The following is a 15,556-nucleotide window of genomic DNA, read 5'->3' as shown; positions in this document are numbered from 1 at the left end:
AGGAGAAATGATGAACCGAACGCGGCGGTGGGGTCTGCTGGTGCTGTCGATGGTCGCCCTGCTCGGGACGTCGATCCCGGCGAGCGCCGCGCCCACGCCGGCCACCGCCGACAACGGTGCGAAGGTCGTCGAGGAGACCTGGCTCGACGCGCGCACGGTCGACCTCAAGATCAACTCACCCGCGCTCGGCACCACCGGCATGGTGCGTCTGCTGGTCCCGACCGGCTGGGCCGCGCAACCGACGCGGACCTGGCCGACGCTGTACCTGCTGCACGGCTGCTGCGAACCGGTCGATTACCGCTCGTGGGACCAGTTCACCGACGTCAAGGCGTTCACCGCGGACAAGGACGCGCTCATCGTGATGCCGACCGGCGGACCGGCCGGAATGTACACGAAGTGGTGGAACTTCGGCCTCAAGAGCACTCCGGACTGGGACACCTTCCACACCCTGGAGGTACGGCAGATCGTCGAACGTGGGTTCCGCGCCGGAACCCGCCGCGCGATCGCCGGGCTCTCGATCGGCGGGTACGGCGCCCTCGCCTACGCGTACAAGCACAAGGGGATGTTCGGCGCGGCCGCCTCCTACAGCGGTGTCCCGAATACGCTTTACCAGGGAACTCCGCTGTTCATCCAAGGGATTCTGGCTCGCGCGGGGGTCTTCAACTACCTCGAACTCTGGGGCGACAGCTGGGGCATGCGGCCGCTGTGGTCGGCGAACAACCCCTACGACCACATCGAGGACCTGCGCGGCACCGCGCTCTACGTCTCCTGTGGCAACGGCCAGACCGGGCCACTCGACCCGCCCGGTCAGTCCGACATCTTCGAACCTTCGGCACTGGGCACCTCGGTGAGCTTCACGGATCGGTTGAAGCTCAAGGGAATCCCGGTGACCGTCGACTACTACGGCGCCGGCACGCACAGCTGGCCCTACTGGCAGCGGGCTTTGCGTAATTCGTGGCCGGTACTGGCCGGCGCGCTCGGCATCTAGAGGACTAAACGCGGGCAGGTGGGCGCCGTGCACCCGCATTTAGAGGACTAAACGCGGGTGGTGATGAGTTCCGCGAAGCGTTCCGGGCTGACGTTTCCGCCGCTGACGATCACGCCGATCCGGCCGGAGGCGGGCACCGCACCACTGAGCAGCGCGGCCAGACCGGTCGCCCCGCTCGGCTCGATGACGAGCTTGAGGCGTTCGAACGCGAACCGCATCGCTTCCCGCACGGCGTCGTCGGTGACCAGCGCGATGTCGTCGACAAGCTTCCGGTTGATCGAGAACGTCAGTTCGCCGGGCACGGAAGCGGCCTGGCCGTCGGCGATCGTCCGGGGGACCGGAATCGAGACACGTTCGCCCGCCTCCAGCGAGCGTTTGGTGTCATCGCCCGCGGCGGGTTCCACGCCGACGACGCGGATCCCGGGCTGCACGGCTTTCGCGGCGGTCGAGCTGCCCGCGATGAGACCACCGCCGCCGACCGGGACGATCAGCGTGTCCAGCGAACCGGCGTCCTCCAGCAGTTCCAGTGCCGCGGTGCCCTGCCCGGCGATCACGTGCGGGTGTTCGTACGGCGGGATGAGCGCGAGGCCTCGTTCGGCGGCCAGAGCCTCACCGATCGCGACGCGGTCGCCGGTGTACCGGTCGTAGGTGACGATCTCGGCGCCGTAGCCCGCGGTGGCGTCCTTTTTGGACTGCGGGGTGTCCTCCGGGATCAGGATGACCGCGCTGCTCCCGAGTTCTCGCGCCGCGAGCGCGACGGCCTGGGCGTGGTTGCCCGAGGAGTAGGCGGCGATGCCTTTGGCCAGCTGTTCTGGTGAGAGCCGGGAAGCGGCGTTGTACGCGCCACGGAACTTGAAGGCGCCGACGCGCTGGAGGTTCTCGCATTTGATCAGGACTTCGGCGCCGACGAGGTCGTCGAGGGTGCGGGAGCGCACGACCGGGGTCCGGTGTGCGACACCGGCCAGGCGGGCGGCGGCGTCGCGGATGTCGTCGATGGTCACGGGGGCGGTCATGATGCTCCTTGATCACGGATTTCGGACAGGTAGTTGTACGCGGAGGCGCGGGAGATCCCGATCCGGGCCGCGACCTGCGGCACCGCCCGCCGGACGGCGAAGACCCCGCGCGCGTGCAGGCTGCGGAACAGGTCGAGCCGCTCTTCGCGGCTGAGCGCGGCCCACGGTTTGGTCAACCGCAACTGGTGTTCGTCGACGATCGCGTCCACCACCGCGTCGACGTCGTCGCCGAAGGTGGTGGTCGGCGTCTCGGCGGTGGTGCCGACGTCGGCGAGTTCGCCGACGAGGGTCCGCAACTGGCCGAGCGCGGTGACGTCGAGATTGACGCACAGTGCCCCGAACACCGAGCCGCCGCTGTCGCGCAGCAGCATGGTCGAGGACTTCACGAGCTTGCCGGACGCGGTGCGGGTGACGTAGTTCAGCTGGTCCTCGGCCTCGTCACCGCGGGCAAGGAGGCCCATGCCGATCTCGCTCATCGACCCGCCGACACTGCGCTCGGTGACCGATCCCGCGATCGCCACCACCGACTTCTCCGGGCGACGGAAGTCGTGCACGACGACCTCGCAGAACGAGCCGAGGGTCGCCGCGATGCCGTCGGCGACCGGGGCGAGCGCGTCGAGGATCGCGTCCTGCTCAGACATCGCGTACCCGGGCGAGGGCCTCGACTTCGACGACGCCGCCGTAGGGCAGGGAAGCCACGCCGACACAGGTGCGCGCGGGCCGGGGTTCGGCGAAGAACTCTTCGTAGACGCGGTTGAGGCCGTCCCGGTCGGTGATGTCGGTCAGGTAGGCGACGACCTTCACCACGTCGGCCCGGCTCGCGCCTACCGAGTTCAGGGCGGCGTCGAGGTTGGCGAAGGCCTGCGGACATTCGGCGTCGAAACCGCCCGGCGCCAGCTCGCCCGTCGCGGTCACGCCGAGCCGCCCCGACACGGAAACCAGGTCGCCGCTGCGGAAGGCCGGGGGATACGGATGCTCGTTGCTCACCAGACTGACTGTATAAGAGTTGGACAAAAAGTCCAAGTGGTGCCGGTCACGGTGGGCGGTGGAGGGCGATCACCACAGCTGCGCGTGAGGACCCCCTCCCTCGGCTCAGCCGAGGAAGCTCGACCTTCACATCTTCCCCAGTACATGAAGGCCCCCTTCCTTGCGCCAGGCGCAAGCAAGGGGGCCTTCATGTACTTACCCAAGCGCCATGCCCGACTAAGCCCTACCGGCACCAGAAAGGCCTTCGTCAGACGGGATCACGCCGGCGACGGCTCCTCGGCACGCCTGGAGACCGACGGCAGAGGCGGCACCCGGCAGGACACCGTGCTCACACCACCTCGAAGTTCGCCATCATCGCCATGTCCTCGTGTTCGGCGTTGTGGCAATGGAAGACGTAGCGGCCGCGGTAGCCGTCGAAGCGGGCGATGACCTCGACCGACTCGCCAGGCTTCAGATCGACGGTGTCCTTGATCCCGCCGTCGAACGGCCCAGGCGGGCGGCCGCCGCGGGAGAGGATCCGGAAGCCCACCAGGTGCAGGTGTACGGGGTGGTGGATGTCGGCGACGAACCGCCAGATCTCGACGTCGCCAAGGCGCGGGCTCGCTGACATCAGGTCCGGTGAGAACGGTTCGCCGCCGATCACCCAGCCCGCGCGGCCGTGGACGGTCCCGGCGCGGAACGAGAACTCCCGTGTGCTCGTGGCCTGCTCCCGCGCGAGCGGCTCGATTTCGCTGAGCTTCGCCGGGACCCGGCTCTCGTCCGGTGCGCGGCGGGCGACGACGAATCGCATGACCTGGGCGGTCGAGCCGGTGCCGAGCCGGTTCACGAGGGTGACTTCGGTGCCCACCGGATACCGGCCGAAGTCGACGACGAGGTCGTACCGCTCCGCCGGTGCGATGGGGAGATGGTCGTGTTCGCGCGGCGCGTCGAGGAGGCCTTGGTCGCCACCGATCTGGACGAAGCCGCCTCCGCCGGGCGGGGGAGGGTCGAGCGCGAGGTCGTAGCGGCGGGCGTTGGAGCCGTTCAGGACGCGGAGCCGGTATCGCACGGCCGCCACCTCGTGCACCGGCCACGGCGCGCCGTTGACGAGGATGACGTCCCCGAAAACGCCTTCCACGAAAGCACTTTCCACCCCCGGCGTGGTCCGCAAGGTCCGGTCGAGCGACGGGTACGCGAAGGCACCGTGCTCGTCGAAGGAGCGGTCGGCGATCATCAGCGGCAACTCGCGTTCCCCGGACGGGAGCCCCAGCGCCTCTTCCTCGTCGTCGCGCACCAGATGGAAACCGGCGAGGCCCCGATAGACGGCGGGGCCGGTGAAATCCATGCGATGGTCGTGGTACCACAGCGTCGCGGCCCGTTGCCGGAACGGGAAGACATAGTCGCGTTCACCGTTCGCGATCCGGGCGCGGGCGTCGACCATGCCGTGCGAGCCGTGTCCGGCGTCCCAGCCGGACAGCGGCAGGACGAGGTCGGTCGGGTAGCCGTCGGAGTCGGCGGGCGTGTGCCCGCCGTGCAGATGGACCACGGTCGGGACGGGAAGTTCGTTGCGGTGGCGTACCACCGTCGTCCGGTCCCGCCGCGATTCGATCGTGGGCCCCGGGAAGATCCCGTCGTAGCCCCAGATCGGGGTCCGGACACCGGGAAGGATCTCGGCCGTCGACGCTCGCTGGGTGATCCGGTAGTGGTCCGCGTCGTCCGTCCTGTGTGGACGAAGCACCGGCGGGATCGGCAACGGTACCCGGAACGGTTCCGGCAGGGGGAGCCCGCTGCGCAGCAACTCACCGGTCCCGGGCGAACCTTGCGCGAGCAGCCTGGGTGCGGTGAGCCCGGCGGCGAGGAGGACACCGGCTCCGCCCGCGAGCCCGAGGAACGTCCGCCGGGGAAGACGGCGGCTCATCGGGCCGTCCGCCAGACTTGCGGACGCCAGAGCGCGACGGTCGTGAGCACCATCCCGGCGACGAGGGCGACGCCGAGAGGGATGTGCAGGTCGAGCGCGCCGTCCATGCCGGCGAAGTACTGCGCGGTCTCGCCCGCCGCGAGCAGCAGGCTGATCCAGAACAGCCAGCGCGGTCCGCGGACCAGCCACAGGACGAGCGCCGCCAAGATCTGGGCGTACGCCAGGAACGACACGGCGTCGGCACCCACCCGGTGCAGCGAGAGCATGTCGTAGTCGCCGCCCAGATAGCCGCCGGCGAAGACCGGCTGGCCGATGATCGCGACGGCGTGGGCGCTCACGAGCACCCGGTTCACCATCAGCGTCCCGATCGCCTTCCGGCTTCGGGTAGTCACGGTTTCACTCACGTGACCGAACGTAAGAGCCGAGGCCTTATGCTGTCCAAGACAAGATCGGTTATCTATTCATAGCAGACTGGGTATCAGCGATGGATCTTCTGGCGCTCCGGTATTTCCAGACGGTCGCCCGGCTCGAACACGTCGGCCGCGCCGCCGAGAAACTGCGTGTCGCGCAGCCCTCGCTCAGCCGGACGTTGGCCAGGCTGGAAAACGACCTCGGCGTCCCGCTGTTCGACCGGCACGGCCGCCGGATCCGGCTCAACCGGTTCGGCGCCGCGTTCCTCCGGCGCGTCGATCGGGTTCTGGCCGAACTCGAAGACGCCCGGCAAGAACTCGACGACGCCGCCGGGCTGGAACGTGGCACCGTCACGGTCGCGGCGGAAAGCCTGCTGGCCCTCACCGAACCGCTCCGCACCTTCATTCCCGGGCATCCGCTGGTGGACGTGCGGCTGTCGCAGGCATCGGCGGAGGGGATGGCGGAGAAACTGCGATCCGGCGACGTCGACCTGTGCGTCACGTCGCAACCTTTGTCCGGCAACGACATCCGGAGCCGCGTGCTCCTGGACGAACCCGTGATGCTGTGTGTGCCCTCCGGCCATCGGCTCGCCGGCCGCGGCCGCGTCGGCCTCGCGGACCTCGCCGGAGAGCCGTTCCTCACCACACGGCCCGGCTACTGGCAACGCGAACTCGCCGACCACCTTTTCGCGAAAGCCGGTCTCGACCTCCACGTCGTCTGTGAAGGCGACGAAGCGGCCGTACTCTTCCAGCTCGTCGACGCCGGTCTCGGCATCGCGTTCGTGCCCTCGCTCGGGCTGCGGGCGGAGATCAGTGGTTCGGTGATCTGGCTCGACGTCGACGAGCCCGATTGCCGCCGCGTGCTCAGCGTCGCGTGGCGCGAGGACACCTACCTTTCGGCCGCCGCCCGACGGTTCCGCGACCACACCGTCGACCATTTCCACGCGCAGGCCGAGGCCGGGCCCCGGTCGGACTGACCAGGACCCGGCCTCGGGAACCGCTACGGGTTGAGCGTGACGCTGTAGGCGCTCATGGCCTCGCCGAGCGGCTGGAAGTACGAGGTTCCGCTGCCCTTGCCGGAAGTGATGCCGAGGCCGACGCTGCCGGAGAAGAGGCAGCCGCCCGAGTCACCGGGATTGACCAGCGCGCTGGTCTGGATCAGCTGGTGGACCGAGCCTTCGGCGTAGTTCACCGTGACGTTCAGCCGCTGCACTGAACCGGAGGTGAGCCGGGTGGTGCTGCCGCTCTTGCTGATCCGCTGCCCGACGGTGGCGGATCCGGCGGAGGCGATCCGCTGGGTGGAGCCGTTCCACAGGGTGACCGCGCCGGGCGCGCTGCCGGTGGTGTTGCGGATCAGGCCGTAGTCGTTGGTCGGGAAGCTCGCACCCTGCGACGGGCCGACGTTCCATTGCGACACCGCGCGGGTGCAGTGGCCGGCGTCGAGGATGTAGTTCTGGCCGCCGCGGTTGGCGTTGAACCCGACCGAGCAGCGGGTGCCGCCGCCGGTGATGGCCTCACCGTTGTAGATCGCGGTGTGCATCTCGCCGGTGGTCCGCTCCACGCGGACCCGGTCGCCGAGCGCTTCGGCGGCCTTCACGAGGGCTTCGGCGCCCTTGGCCGCGTCGGACACGGTCAGCACGACCTGGTTGCTCTGCGGGTCGAGGCCGATCGACGTGTGCGCGACCGCGGGCAGCGCCTGCAGGGCGTTCTGCGCTCCCGCCAGCGCCGCGCTGGAGTGTTTGACCACCTTGGCGCGGGCGCCGGTCGCGGTCACCTGGTCCGCGGCGGCCTGGTCGAGCACGTTCACCACCGGTTCGGCGGCGTCGTCGAGGTAGCCGTCGGCGGCACGGGAACCCAGGGCGGCGGTGGCCTTCTGCAGGGTCTCGACGCTGCCGGTCTGCTTCCGCAGCAACTCGGTGGCGGCCGCTTTGCTGATCCGTGCCTCCGCGGCCAGCGAGGTGACCGCCTCGTGCTGCACGGTGGGGGAGTAGCCCTCGATGGTGGTGGCGGTGGCCGTGGACGGGGCGAGGAAGCCGATGACCGCGGCCGCGGCCACCAGCGTGGTGGCGGTACGGGCTGAGGGGGTTGGGCGCATACCGGTGACTCACTTTCGCGAGGGGAGATCCAGCGCGAGGGGTGGCCGCACTGGACACAGTGGGTAGCCGGGCGCGACCAAGGTGGCCCGGCACCGGTGATCCGGTGTCGATCAGGGTGATCCCGCGACACCGGACCCCGGTACCGACTTTCGTTGGACAGGAAGAAAAATAGGTACCGCGCCCTTCGCCCTACCTAAACCTCGTGAGTGATAACGAGGGTTATTGAGAAGAAAGACAACCGTGTCGTGGTTGCGGGCGGGCTTGTTCGTCGGGGTGAGGGGCAGGGCGAAGGCGTAACTCGCGTGCTCAGAGACGTAACTCGCGTGCCTGGACCCCGCACTCGGGTGTTACGCCTCCAAGCACGCGAGATCCGGCTCCAAGCACGCGAGATCCGGCGCCGCGTCACCCAAACCACTATCCCGCCCGGACACACCACGTTTGCCTTATCCCTCTATAACCGTCATCACCACTCACGAGGTTTCTTCAGCCGCCGAGGCCGAGCCGCGCGAAGCGTTCCCCGATGAGCCGGTGCGTGGCAGCGTCCGGATGCAGCTCGTCGGGCAGCGGCAGTTCGGCGTTGTCGGCCTCGCCGTACAGTTCGAGGCCGTCGAGGTACCGCAGGTTCGGGTCGGTGGCGGCGCGCTCCTTGACGATGCGCGCGAGTTCACCGCGGATCGTGGTGAGGGTCAGCTTGCCCGCCGCGGTCTCCGCCGGGTCGCCCGTGGCCACGAACCGCAGCTTTCCTTCGCCCAGCGCGCCGGGATCCATGGCGCTGGGGCCCGGCGTGTGCTCGTGGATGGCGCAGTAGATCGGCGAAACGACCAGCAGCGGCGTGGTGGGGTGTCCTTCCCTGATGGTGTCGAGGAAACCGTGCACGGCCGGGCCGAACGCGCGCAGCCGCAGTACGTCGGAGTTGACGAGGTTGATCCCGATCTTGACGCTGATCAGGTCGGCTGCCGTGTCCCGCATGGCCCTGGCGGTGAATGGGTCGAGCAGCGCGCTGCCGCTGAACCCGAGGTTGACCAGATCCATTCCGGCCAGCCTCGCCGCCAGTGCGGGCCAGGTACCGGTCGGGGTCGCCGCGTTGGAGCCGTGACTGATCGAACTGCCGTGATGCAGCCAGACCTTGCCGGTGGACTGTACATTGTGGACTTCCGCGTCGGTCCGCAGAGCGACCAGCCGGGTGGCTTCGTCATGCGGCAGCCAGAGCTCGACGTCCTTCTCGTGGCCCGGCAGGCCGGAGAAGCGCAGGGTCCGTACCGGGCCGGGCTCGGCCTGCGCGGTGCCCGTGGCCATGTCGATGGTGAGCGTGTCACCGTCTTTTACGCCGGCCTGGCCCGCGAGCCGCCCGTCGACGACGAGTTCGTAGACGCCGTCGGGCCGCGGTGGCGCGCCGACGTAGACCCGTTTGGTGGCGACGACGTCCAGCTCGACGATCGTGGCCGCGGTGCGGAACACCAGCCGCACGCCGGAGGGCTGCGCTTCCGCCATGGCCAGCAGGGCGTCGGGAATCTGCTGCCGCGCGTGCGCGGTCAGCCGGTGGGGGAGCACACCGCGTTCGGTGTACTCCAGGTCCAACGCGCCGCGGACGAGGGCGGCGGTGATCGGGGTCGTGATCATTTCCTTGGTCATTTCTTTCGGGGCCAAGCGCGCAAGAGGACATCGAGCGCGTCGAGGATTTCGGTCCAGCTCTCCTGTGAGCCGGGACTGCTGTGGCTGAAGCTTCCGGAGGACTCCAGGCCGACGTAACCGCTGAAGACACTGCCCAGCAGCCGCACCGCGTGCGTCTGGTGCGGTTCGGCGAGGTCGTAGCCGCGCAGGATCGCCCGCATCAGCTGGGCGTGCCGGATACCCGCGCTGGTGGCGGCCTGCTCCGGGGCGAGCCGGAATCTCGCGGCGGCGAACCGGCCGGGGTGTTCGAGGGCGTAGTCACGGTGGACGTTCGCCAAGGCGATCAGCGCGTCCTTGCCCGCCAGGCCCGCCACCGCCGCCGACGCCAGGTCGGCGAGTTCCGCCAAGGCCAGCAAGGCGATCTCGGTCTTCAGTTCGTGGGCGCTTTTCACGTGCGAATACAGGCTCGCCGTCTTGACGCCGCACCGCTTCGCGAGCTCCGTCGGCGTCACCTGCTCGAAGCCGATCTCGTCGGCCATCTCCGCCCCTGCCCGCACCACGCGCTCCGTGGTCAGTCCCGCCCTTGCCATGCCGCCACGTTACCATAGTCCATTCTGGATTTGCCTAATCCTTTTAGGGAACAAAACCTGGGTTCGGTAGCACCCGCTCCGGCGGAAGCTGGGCGCGAGCCGAACGGAGGTGAGCGTGATGAACACAGTGGACCCGGCGCGAGCCCGGCACGACCGCATCGAGCGCTGGAGGGGAGACCGGCGCCTGCTCATCGGCGCGATAGTGGCTTCGGCCCTCACGCTGGCCTGTGGTTTCCTGGCCGGGCACGGCTTCGGCACGCTGGTCGAGATGTTCCGGACCATGGCGATCGACAGCGTCTTCGACGACCGGGGCGACAGCGATCCGCCGTACGGGGTGATGTGGGGGACCTTCGGCTTCGTCGGCTGCCTCTTCGCGGCGACGCTCGCGGGAGGTGCCCTGCGGCGCTTCCAGGGTCGGCCGTCGGGGCCGGCGTTCCCGATCGTGCTGGTCTTCGCGGCCATCACAGTGGGCACGGGGGACTCGTCTCGCGGGTGGCTTCCGCCGCTCGCCGTCGGCACCGCGGTCGACCCCGTCTTCCACGAGGACGAAAAGTGGGGGTTCTGGGCGTGGCTGATGTACTACGCGGACCGGTGGGTGCCCCTGCTCATGCTCGTCTTGACGCTTCTCGTGCTGTGGTACGGCGTTCAGATCTCGCGCCGGTACGCCGAAATGGTCCGGACCCGGGACCGGCTCCTGACCTACGGCCGTCGTGTGCCCGCCCGGATCGTCGAGGTGAAGGTCCATCTCGGCGGGGACGAATCGGGGAAACGGGCCGTCGGCGCGACCGTCACGCTGTGCTTCCTCGATCTCGCGGGCGTCCCGCACTGGGTGACCCGCCGCACCCGGGACACCACGATCGCGACCGCCGAAGTGCTGTTCGACCCGGCATCACCGGACGACGACAAGAAGATCTTCGTGGCGCTCCGGCGCTGTCCCGCCCTCAGCGACTGGCTGCCCGCGGCCTGACCGCCGCCCGAAACTCTGGAGTACGTCCATGTCGGTTGCCCCCGCACCCGCCCGGCCCGGTCCGCTCGCCGTCGTCCGCGGATTCCTGGCCGGGATCGTCATCGGGACGACACTGTGCGCCTTCGTCGTCGGCATCATCATCGAGTACGTCCCCCTGATCGTCGCGGGTGTGGGGCTTCCTCTGGTCTACGGTCTTCTGCTTTACGCCGCCGGGGCTCCGCGACGCGCTCGCGAGGCGGCGATCGTCCCGGTGGTGGCGCTCGCCAAGATCGAGAGCCTGCGGGCGAGTGGCACGGAAACGGGAGACATCCCGGTCGACTTCGACCTCACCGTCGCGCCCGACGGCGCGGCGTCGCACCGCGTGAAGATCACGCACGGCGTCAATCTGGTCGACATCCCGGACCACCGGCCGGGCAACGTCCTCGTCGTGCAGTATCCGCCGGACCGGCCGTGGAAGGCGAAGATCGTGGAGCGGCTGTCACCGGAGTGGGAGCGCCGCGTGGCCGAAGCCGTGATCGAATCCGCCCCGGAGTCCAGCCTGGTGCAGGAGCCGCCGGAGGGCTGTGTGTTCGGCGCGGTCGCGTTCCTCGGGGTGCTGCTCGGCGCGGCGCTCGTGCTGTTCCTGTTCCGTGCGGAACTGTTCACGCCGGAAGCGCCCGCCCGGACGGAAGAGACGCAGTCCAGCGTGAGCACGTCATCGTCGGGTTCCGCGACGGTCACCGTCGACCGGCCGCTGCTGGGCGAGGGGGAACTGCGGCGGGCGATCGACTCGCTGGCGCGGGCCACGGACGTCTCGCAGGTGCTCACCGCGGTGGTCGAAGAGCGGCGGCTGACCGTGGTCTTCGCGCCGACGGACGCGCAGGTGCCGCGGTTCGACCTGCGCGCACTGGCCGTCGACCGCGTCCCGGCACTGGTCGAGCGGGCGAGGACCACGATCGACGTCGGTTCGCCGCGGACCTGGCAGGTCACCGTCGTCCCGTTCGGTGGCGACGTCAGCCTCCGGGTCGTCGTGACCGGCCCCGACGGGAGTGGATCGCTCCCGGAGGGCGGCTGATAGAACTGTCCGATGCGGGATTTCTTCAAGGGTTTCAAGATGTTCGGGCAAGGCCTGAGCATTCTGCTGCGATCGCCGAAACTGCTGCTGATCGGCGCGCTGCCCGCGGTGCTGACCACACTGCTGCTGCTCGGCGGTGTCGTCGCGCTGGCGTTCTGGATCGACGATCTCTCCCTCCTGATCACCCCGTTCGCGGACGACTGGGATCCGGGCTGGCGGACCACGATCCGGGTGGCGGTCGGCGTCACGGTGTTCGGGGTGGTGCTGGCCCTGTGCCTGATCGGGTTCACGGCGATCACCCTCGCCGTCGGCGGGCCGTTCTACGAGCACATCGCGGAGAAGGTCGAAGATGACCTCGGCGGGGTTCCCGGCGCGGTGGACCTGTCGTTCTGGCGGTTGCTCGGGATGGGCCTGAAGGACGGGCTGTCGCTCGTGCTGCGCTCGCTGATGTTCACGATTCCGCTGTTGATCGCGGGCTTCATCCCCGTGATCGGGCAGACCGTGGTGCCGGTCCTGCTGGCCTTGGTCACGGCGTGGTTCCTGGCACTGGAGCTGATCGCCGTGCCGTTCTACCGGCGCGGGATGGACCTGAAGCAGCGACGGTCGCTGCTGCGGAAACGCCGCGCGCTCGCCCTCGGGCTCGGACTTCCCGTCTCCTTGCTGAGCCTGATTCCGTTCGCCGTCCTGATCGTGATGCCGGTGGGCTTCGTCGGCGGTGTTCTCGTCGCCCGTGAAGTCCTCGCGGCCGATCTTGGTGCCCAGAAGCTCTGAGCCGGTATCCGAGTGAGAGTGACCGGCAGGCCCTGTCGCGGGCCTGCCGGTCACTCTTTCGTTGTCAGGCGACGGGTTCGATCCAGATGTTGCGGAACCGCGGGTTCTCCCCGGGGTCGCCGTGGTCCTGGAGCCGGATCGCGCCCGGCCCGGCGTTCTCTGGGTTGCTGTCGCCCGTGCCGCCGTCGATCTCCACGTTGTCGTGGACCACGACGCCGTTCCACACCACGGTCACCCGGGCGTTGTCGGTCTTGTTCCCGGCGCCGTCGAACCGCGCGGCGCGGAAGGTGACGTCGTAGGTCTGCCACGTTCCCGGCGCCGCCGCCATGTTCCGGTCGGGCGCCTTCTTCAGGTAGATCGCCCCGGCTTCGTTGCTGGCGAGAGTGGTGTCGCCGAACGATTCCAGCACCTGAAGCTCGTAACGTTCCTGGAGGTAGACGCCGCTGTTGCCCCTGGCCTGCCCGGTCACCTCGGGCGGATAGTTCGGCTCGTTCCACTCGACGTGCAGCCGGAAGTCGCCGAACTGCTGCTTCGTGCGGATGTCACCGCCGTTCGACTCCATCGCCCCGCCCGCCACCGGCCAGGTCGCGGCACCGCCCGCGCGTTTCTCCCAGGCGTCGAGGTTCTTGCCGTCGAACAACTGGATGCGCTGGGTCGCGGTGACGGTGAGGCTGTCGAGGTTGACGTTGCCCGCGTCGCCGCTGTCGTAGCGATAGGAGATCGAGTTCGTTCCGGCGGCGAGGGTCAGTGTCTCCGGCTGGGAGTTCCACGTGTCCCAGTTGCCCGTGCCGGCGAGCCTGACCTGTTTGACCTTGGTGCCGTTGACGTAGACGCTCACGGATTTGGTCCCGGGCGCCGGATCCGGGCCGTTCGCGTAGCGCAAGGCCGCGTTGTAGGTCCCGGCCTTGGGGACGTTCACCGTGAACGTCGTCGCGGCGCCCTGGTTCCAGTAGCCGTCGACGAAGCCGGTGCCGGTGTAACCCGCGTGGTTGGTGTTGGCCGCGGCGCCACCGCTGAGCGCGGCGCGTTCCGCTTCGTAGGTCGTACTCGCCGCCGGGCCACCGACCAGGGAATTCAGCGTGTACCACGCCTCGGTGCTCCACAGTGCCGCACCGGACTCCGCGGCGAACGGGCGCGGGGACCGGACGTGCACCACGTGTCCCGCCTTCAGGCCGGACATCCGCAGCGTGACCTTCTTGCGGTCGGGCGACAGGCTCGCGGAGGTGACGGACAAGGTCTGCTCGTCGATCTTCGGTCCGCCGTACGCGGGAGTGGGCTGGTAGCGCCACTGCTGCGCCTGGTACTTCGCCGCGAGGTTCTGCGCCGTCTCGGCCGACAGCGGCTGGGTGTACTCGAGTTCGAAGCCGCCCGCGACGGCGCGCATCGCGCGGATGTCGAAAGCGTTCGTGCCGTTCGGCGTCACCTTCTGGAGGCCGTAGGCGAGCTTGCCGGGCTGGCCCCAGTTACCGCCGCCGTCGATGCCGCCAGTGTAGATCGCGCCGTCGGGGCCGAGGCTGATCCGGCTGACGCCCGACTCGAGTCCTTGCGTCATCCTGAATACGGCGCCCTGGTACTCGCCGTTGACCTTCTCCAGGAACGCCCGCTGAAGCCCGCCGTAGGTCACGTCGCCGTACACCATCTGCCCGGCGAACGGACCTTGCGACAGCATCACCATGTTGCTCGGCGAGTTCGCGATCTCGTTGTGCGGCAACCACAACACGGGCGCGGTCACCGGCTTCGCGTCGAACGGTCCCGGAGGATTGGTGTAGTGATTGAAGAAGCGGTCCTGCTTGATCCGCACGAGCTTGTTCGCGGGCAGCCAGCCGCCCTGGTTGTCGGTGACGAAGACGTCGCCTTCCGGGCCCCAGCCGATGCCGTGCGGGGTGCGCAACCCGCCGGCGATGTAGGAAACCTGACCGGTCGCCTTGCTGATCTTGATCGTGGTGCCGCGGTTCGGCGCGGGCTGCGGGTCGGTTGTGGCGCCGCCGTAGTTGATGGACACGGAAAGGTTGGCGTAGAAGAAGCCGTCCTTGTACAGCAGGCCGAACGCGAATTCGTGGAAGTTGCCGCCGAACGGCCAGGTGGCGACCGTGCGGTAGTCGTCGGTCACGCCGTCGCCGTTGGTGTCGTTCAGTTCGACGAGCCGCGTCTTCTCCGACACGTACAGCTTGCCGTCGACGTACTTGATCCCCATCGGTTCCTTCAAACCGCTGGCGACGCGTTTGGTCTGGACCTTGGTCGGGTCGGTGTTCCCGGTGACGTTGCTCAGCAGGTGGACCTCGCCGAGGACCTTGTCGGAGCCGCCCCACGTGGCGATGGCGAGGCGTCCGTCCGGCAGCCAATCCATCCCGGTGACCTGTGGCTGGAACCCGCCGGGCCGCAGGTTCGTCAGTGTGAACCCGGGGTGGACACCGTTCAGCGGCAGGCCGTCACCGGGTGAGTCCGCGACGCCCTCGCACTCCTTGCGGCCCGGCGAGGTCACCCGGACGACGTCGGCGTCGGTGCTGAGCACCGAATTCGGCACGACCGTGAAATCGGCCGCGCCCGGTGGCCGCCATTCGAGGGTGATCTGCTGGTCGTAAAGGTTGTCGAAATGGTCGATCCGCAGCGCGCGGTAGCCCGTGGCCAGTTCGACGGAGCCGGTCGCCGGGGTCGCGCCGTGCAGGCCGTCGTGGTTGATCACCCGCTGGCCGTCGATGAGCAGCCGGGAGCCGTCGTCGCTGGTGAGACGGAATTCGTAGCGGCCGGCGGTCGCGACGTTGAGGTTGGCGGTCACTTCGGACACGAACTGCTCGCCGATTCCGAAATCGGCCGTGCTGGTCCAGTTGATGGCCGGCATCAATTTGTCGACGTTGGGGGTCTGACCGGACTTGATCACGCAGAGCTTGTCGATTTCGCGCTGGAGGTCGTACGTGCGGAGCGTGACCCCGGGTTGCTGGGGCGGGACAGCCGCTTCGGCCGGTGCGGTCGCGAGTCCTGACAGGGCCGTGACCAGCGCCAATGAGGCGACGATGGACCGGTTGAAGCGCTTGCGGACAGACGGAAGCATCGTTGCTCCTCGAGGTTGGCGGCGGAGCACCTCTGTGACGTCCGCTGAACCTAAGAGGACTTTCGTCCGAAGTCAACGAAAGTCTGTACAACTCGGACGAAAGTTAGTCCGAACGGCCGCGTT

Annotated in this window: 14 protein-coding genes; 5 read left to right on the top strand and 9 right to left on the bottom strand. The window is 68.7% G+C overall.

Annotated elements, in window-relative coordinates; genetic code table 11:
* Window positions 1-10 precede the first annotated feature (10 nt).
* Window positions 11-988, top strand: a complete 978-nt coding sequence (locus ACZ54P_RS20180; protein ID WP_465463080.1) for an alpha/beta hydrolase — start codon at window positions 11-13, stop codon at window positions 986-988.
* 47 nt (window positions 989-1,035) lie between these two features.
* On the opposite strand, the gene ACZ54P_RS20175 is transcribed toward ACZ54P_RS20180, so the two are convergent.
* The 5 genes from ACZ54P_RS20175 to ACZ54P_RS20155 form a co-directional block, all read right to left on the bottom strand.
* Window positions 1,036-2,001, bottom strand: coding sequence for a pyridoxal-phosphate dependent enzyme (locus tag ACZ54P_RS20175; RefSeq protein WP_465463079.1), 966 nt, complete (start codon window positions 1,999-2,001; stop codon window positions 1,036-1,038).
* Window positions 1,998-2,642 carry a helix-turn-helix transcriptional regulator gene (locus tag ACZ54P_RS20170; RefSeq protein WP_465463078.1) on the bottom strand — a complete coding sequence of 215 codons (645 nt, stop codon included), beginning with the start codon at window positions 2,640-2,642 and terminating at the stop codon, window positions 1,998-2,000. The genes ACZ54P_RS20175 and ACZ54P_RS20170 overlap by 4 nt, the downstream gene beginning before the upstream one ends.
* Window positions 2,635-2,988, bottom strand: coding sequence for a RidA family protein (locus tag ACZ54P_RS20165; protein WP_465463077.1), 354 nt, complete (start codon window positions 2,986-2,988; stop codon window positions 2,635-2,637). The genes ACZ54P_RS20170 and ACZ54P_RS20165 overlap by 8 nt, the downstream gene beginning before the upstream one ends.
* A 328-nt stretch (window positions 2,989-3,316) precedes the next feature.
* Complete coding sequence (locus tag ACZ54P_RS20160; protein WP_465463076.1) at window positions 3,317-4,885, bottom strand: multicopper oxidase family protein; 1,569 nt, start codon at window positions 4,883-4,885, stop codon at window positions 3,317-3,319.
* On the bottom strand, window positions 4,882-5,289 hold the full coding sequence (locus ACZ54P_RS20155; protein WP_465463075.1) for a hypothetical protein: 408 nt from the start codon (window positions 5,287-5,289) through the stop codon (window positions 4,882-4,884). Before ACZ54P_RS20155 ends, ACZ54P_RS20160 begins: the two co-directional genes overlap by 4 nt.
* Window positions 5,290-5,369: 80 nt before the next feature.
* Here ACZ54P_RS20155 and ACZ54P_RS20150 point away from each other — a divergent pair, with 80 nt between their 5' ends.
* Window positions 5,370-6,272 (top strand): LysR family transcriptional regulator, encoded by a 903-nt coding sequence (locus ACZ54P_RS20150; RefSeq protein ID WP_465463074.1) that lies wholly within the window; start codon window positions 5,370-5,372, stop codon window positions 6,270-6,272.
* Window positions 6,273-6,295: 23 nt separating this feature from the next.
* On the opposite strand, the gene ACZ54P_RS20145 is transcribed toward ACZ54P_RS20150, so the two are convergent.
* The 3 genes from ACZ54P_RS20145 to ACZ54P_RS20135 form a co-directional block, all read right to left on the bottom strand.
* Window positions 6,296-7,390: a S1 family peptidase gene (locus ACZ54P_RS20145; RefSeq protein ID WP_465463073.1), complete on the bottom strand. Its 1,095-nt coding sequence runs from the start codon at window positions 7,388-7,390 to the stop codon at window positions 6,296-6,298.
* 484 nt (window positions 7,391-7,874) lie between these two features.
* The gene (locus ACZ54P_RS20140) at window positions 7,875-9,011 is read right to left on the bottom strand and encodes an SGNH/GDSL hydrolase family protein (RefSeq protein ID WP_465463072.1); all 1,137 of its coding nucleotides are present in this window, start codon (window positions 9,009-9,011) and stop codon (window positions 7,875-7,877) included.
* Between the two features lie 8 nt (window positions 9,012-9,019).
* Window positions 9,020-9,592, bottom strand: a complete 573-nt coding sequence (locus tag ACZ54P_RS20135) for a TetR/AcrR family transcriptional regulator (RefSeq protein WP_465463071.1) — start codon at window positions 9,590-9,592, stop codon at window positions 9,020-9,022.
* A gap of 118 nt (window positions 9,593-9,710) precedes the next feature.
* Here ACZ54P_RS20135 and ACZ54P_RS20130 point away from each other — a divergent pair, with 118 nt between their 5' ends.
* From ACZ54P_RS20130 to ACZ54P_RS20120, 3 genes are read left to right on the top strand one after another with little or no spacing between them, the layout of a single operon-like run.
* Window positions 9,711-10,559 carry a hypothetical protein gene (locus ACZ54P_RS20130; protein WP_465463070.1) on the top strand — a complete coding sequence of 283 codons (849 nt, stop codon included), beginning with the start codon at window positions 9,711-9,713 and terminating at the stop codon, window positions 10,557-10,559.
* A gap of 28 nt (window positions 10,560-10,587) precedes the next feature.
* Window positions 10,588-11,613 carry a hypothetical protein gene (locus ACZ54P_RS20125; RefSeq protein ID WP_465463069.1) on the top strand — a complete coding sequence of 342 codons (1,026 nt, stop codon included), beginning with the start codon at window positions 10,588-10,590 and terminating at the stop codon, window positions 11,611-11,613.
* A 12-nt stretch (window positions 11,614-11,625) separates the two neighbouring features.
* Entirely contained in the window at window positions 11,626-12,384 is a 759-nt protein-coding gene (locus tag ACZ54P_RS20120; RefSeq protein WP_465463068.1) for an EI24 domain-containing protein, read from the top strand.
* Between the two features lie 64 nt (window positions 12,385-12,448).
* Here the strand turns inward: ACZ54P_RS20120 and ACZ54P_RS20115 are convergent, their stop codons facing one another.
* Window positions 12,449-15,433: a 3-keto-alpha-glucoside-1,2-lyase-like domain-containing protein gene (locus tag ACZ54P_RS20115; RefSeq protein WP_465463067.1), complete on the bottom strand. Its 2,985-nt coding sequence runs from the start codon at window positions 15,431-15,433 to the stop codon at window positions 12,449-12,451.
* Window positions 15,434-15,556: the final 123 nt, after the last annotated feature.

It is taken from the genome of Amycolatopsis sp. NPDC034160 (genome assembly GCF_055575355.1).
This window is presented reverse-complemented; position numbering and strand designations above follow the sequence as displayed.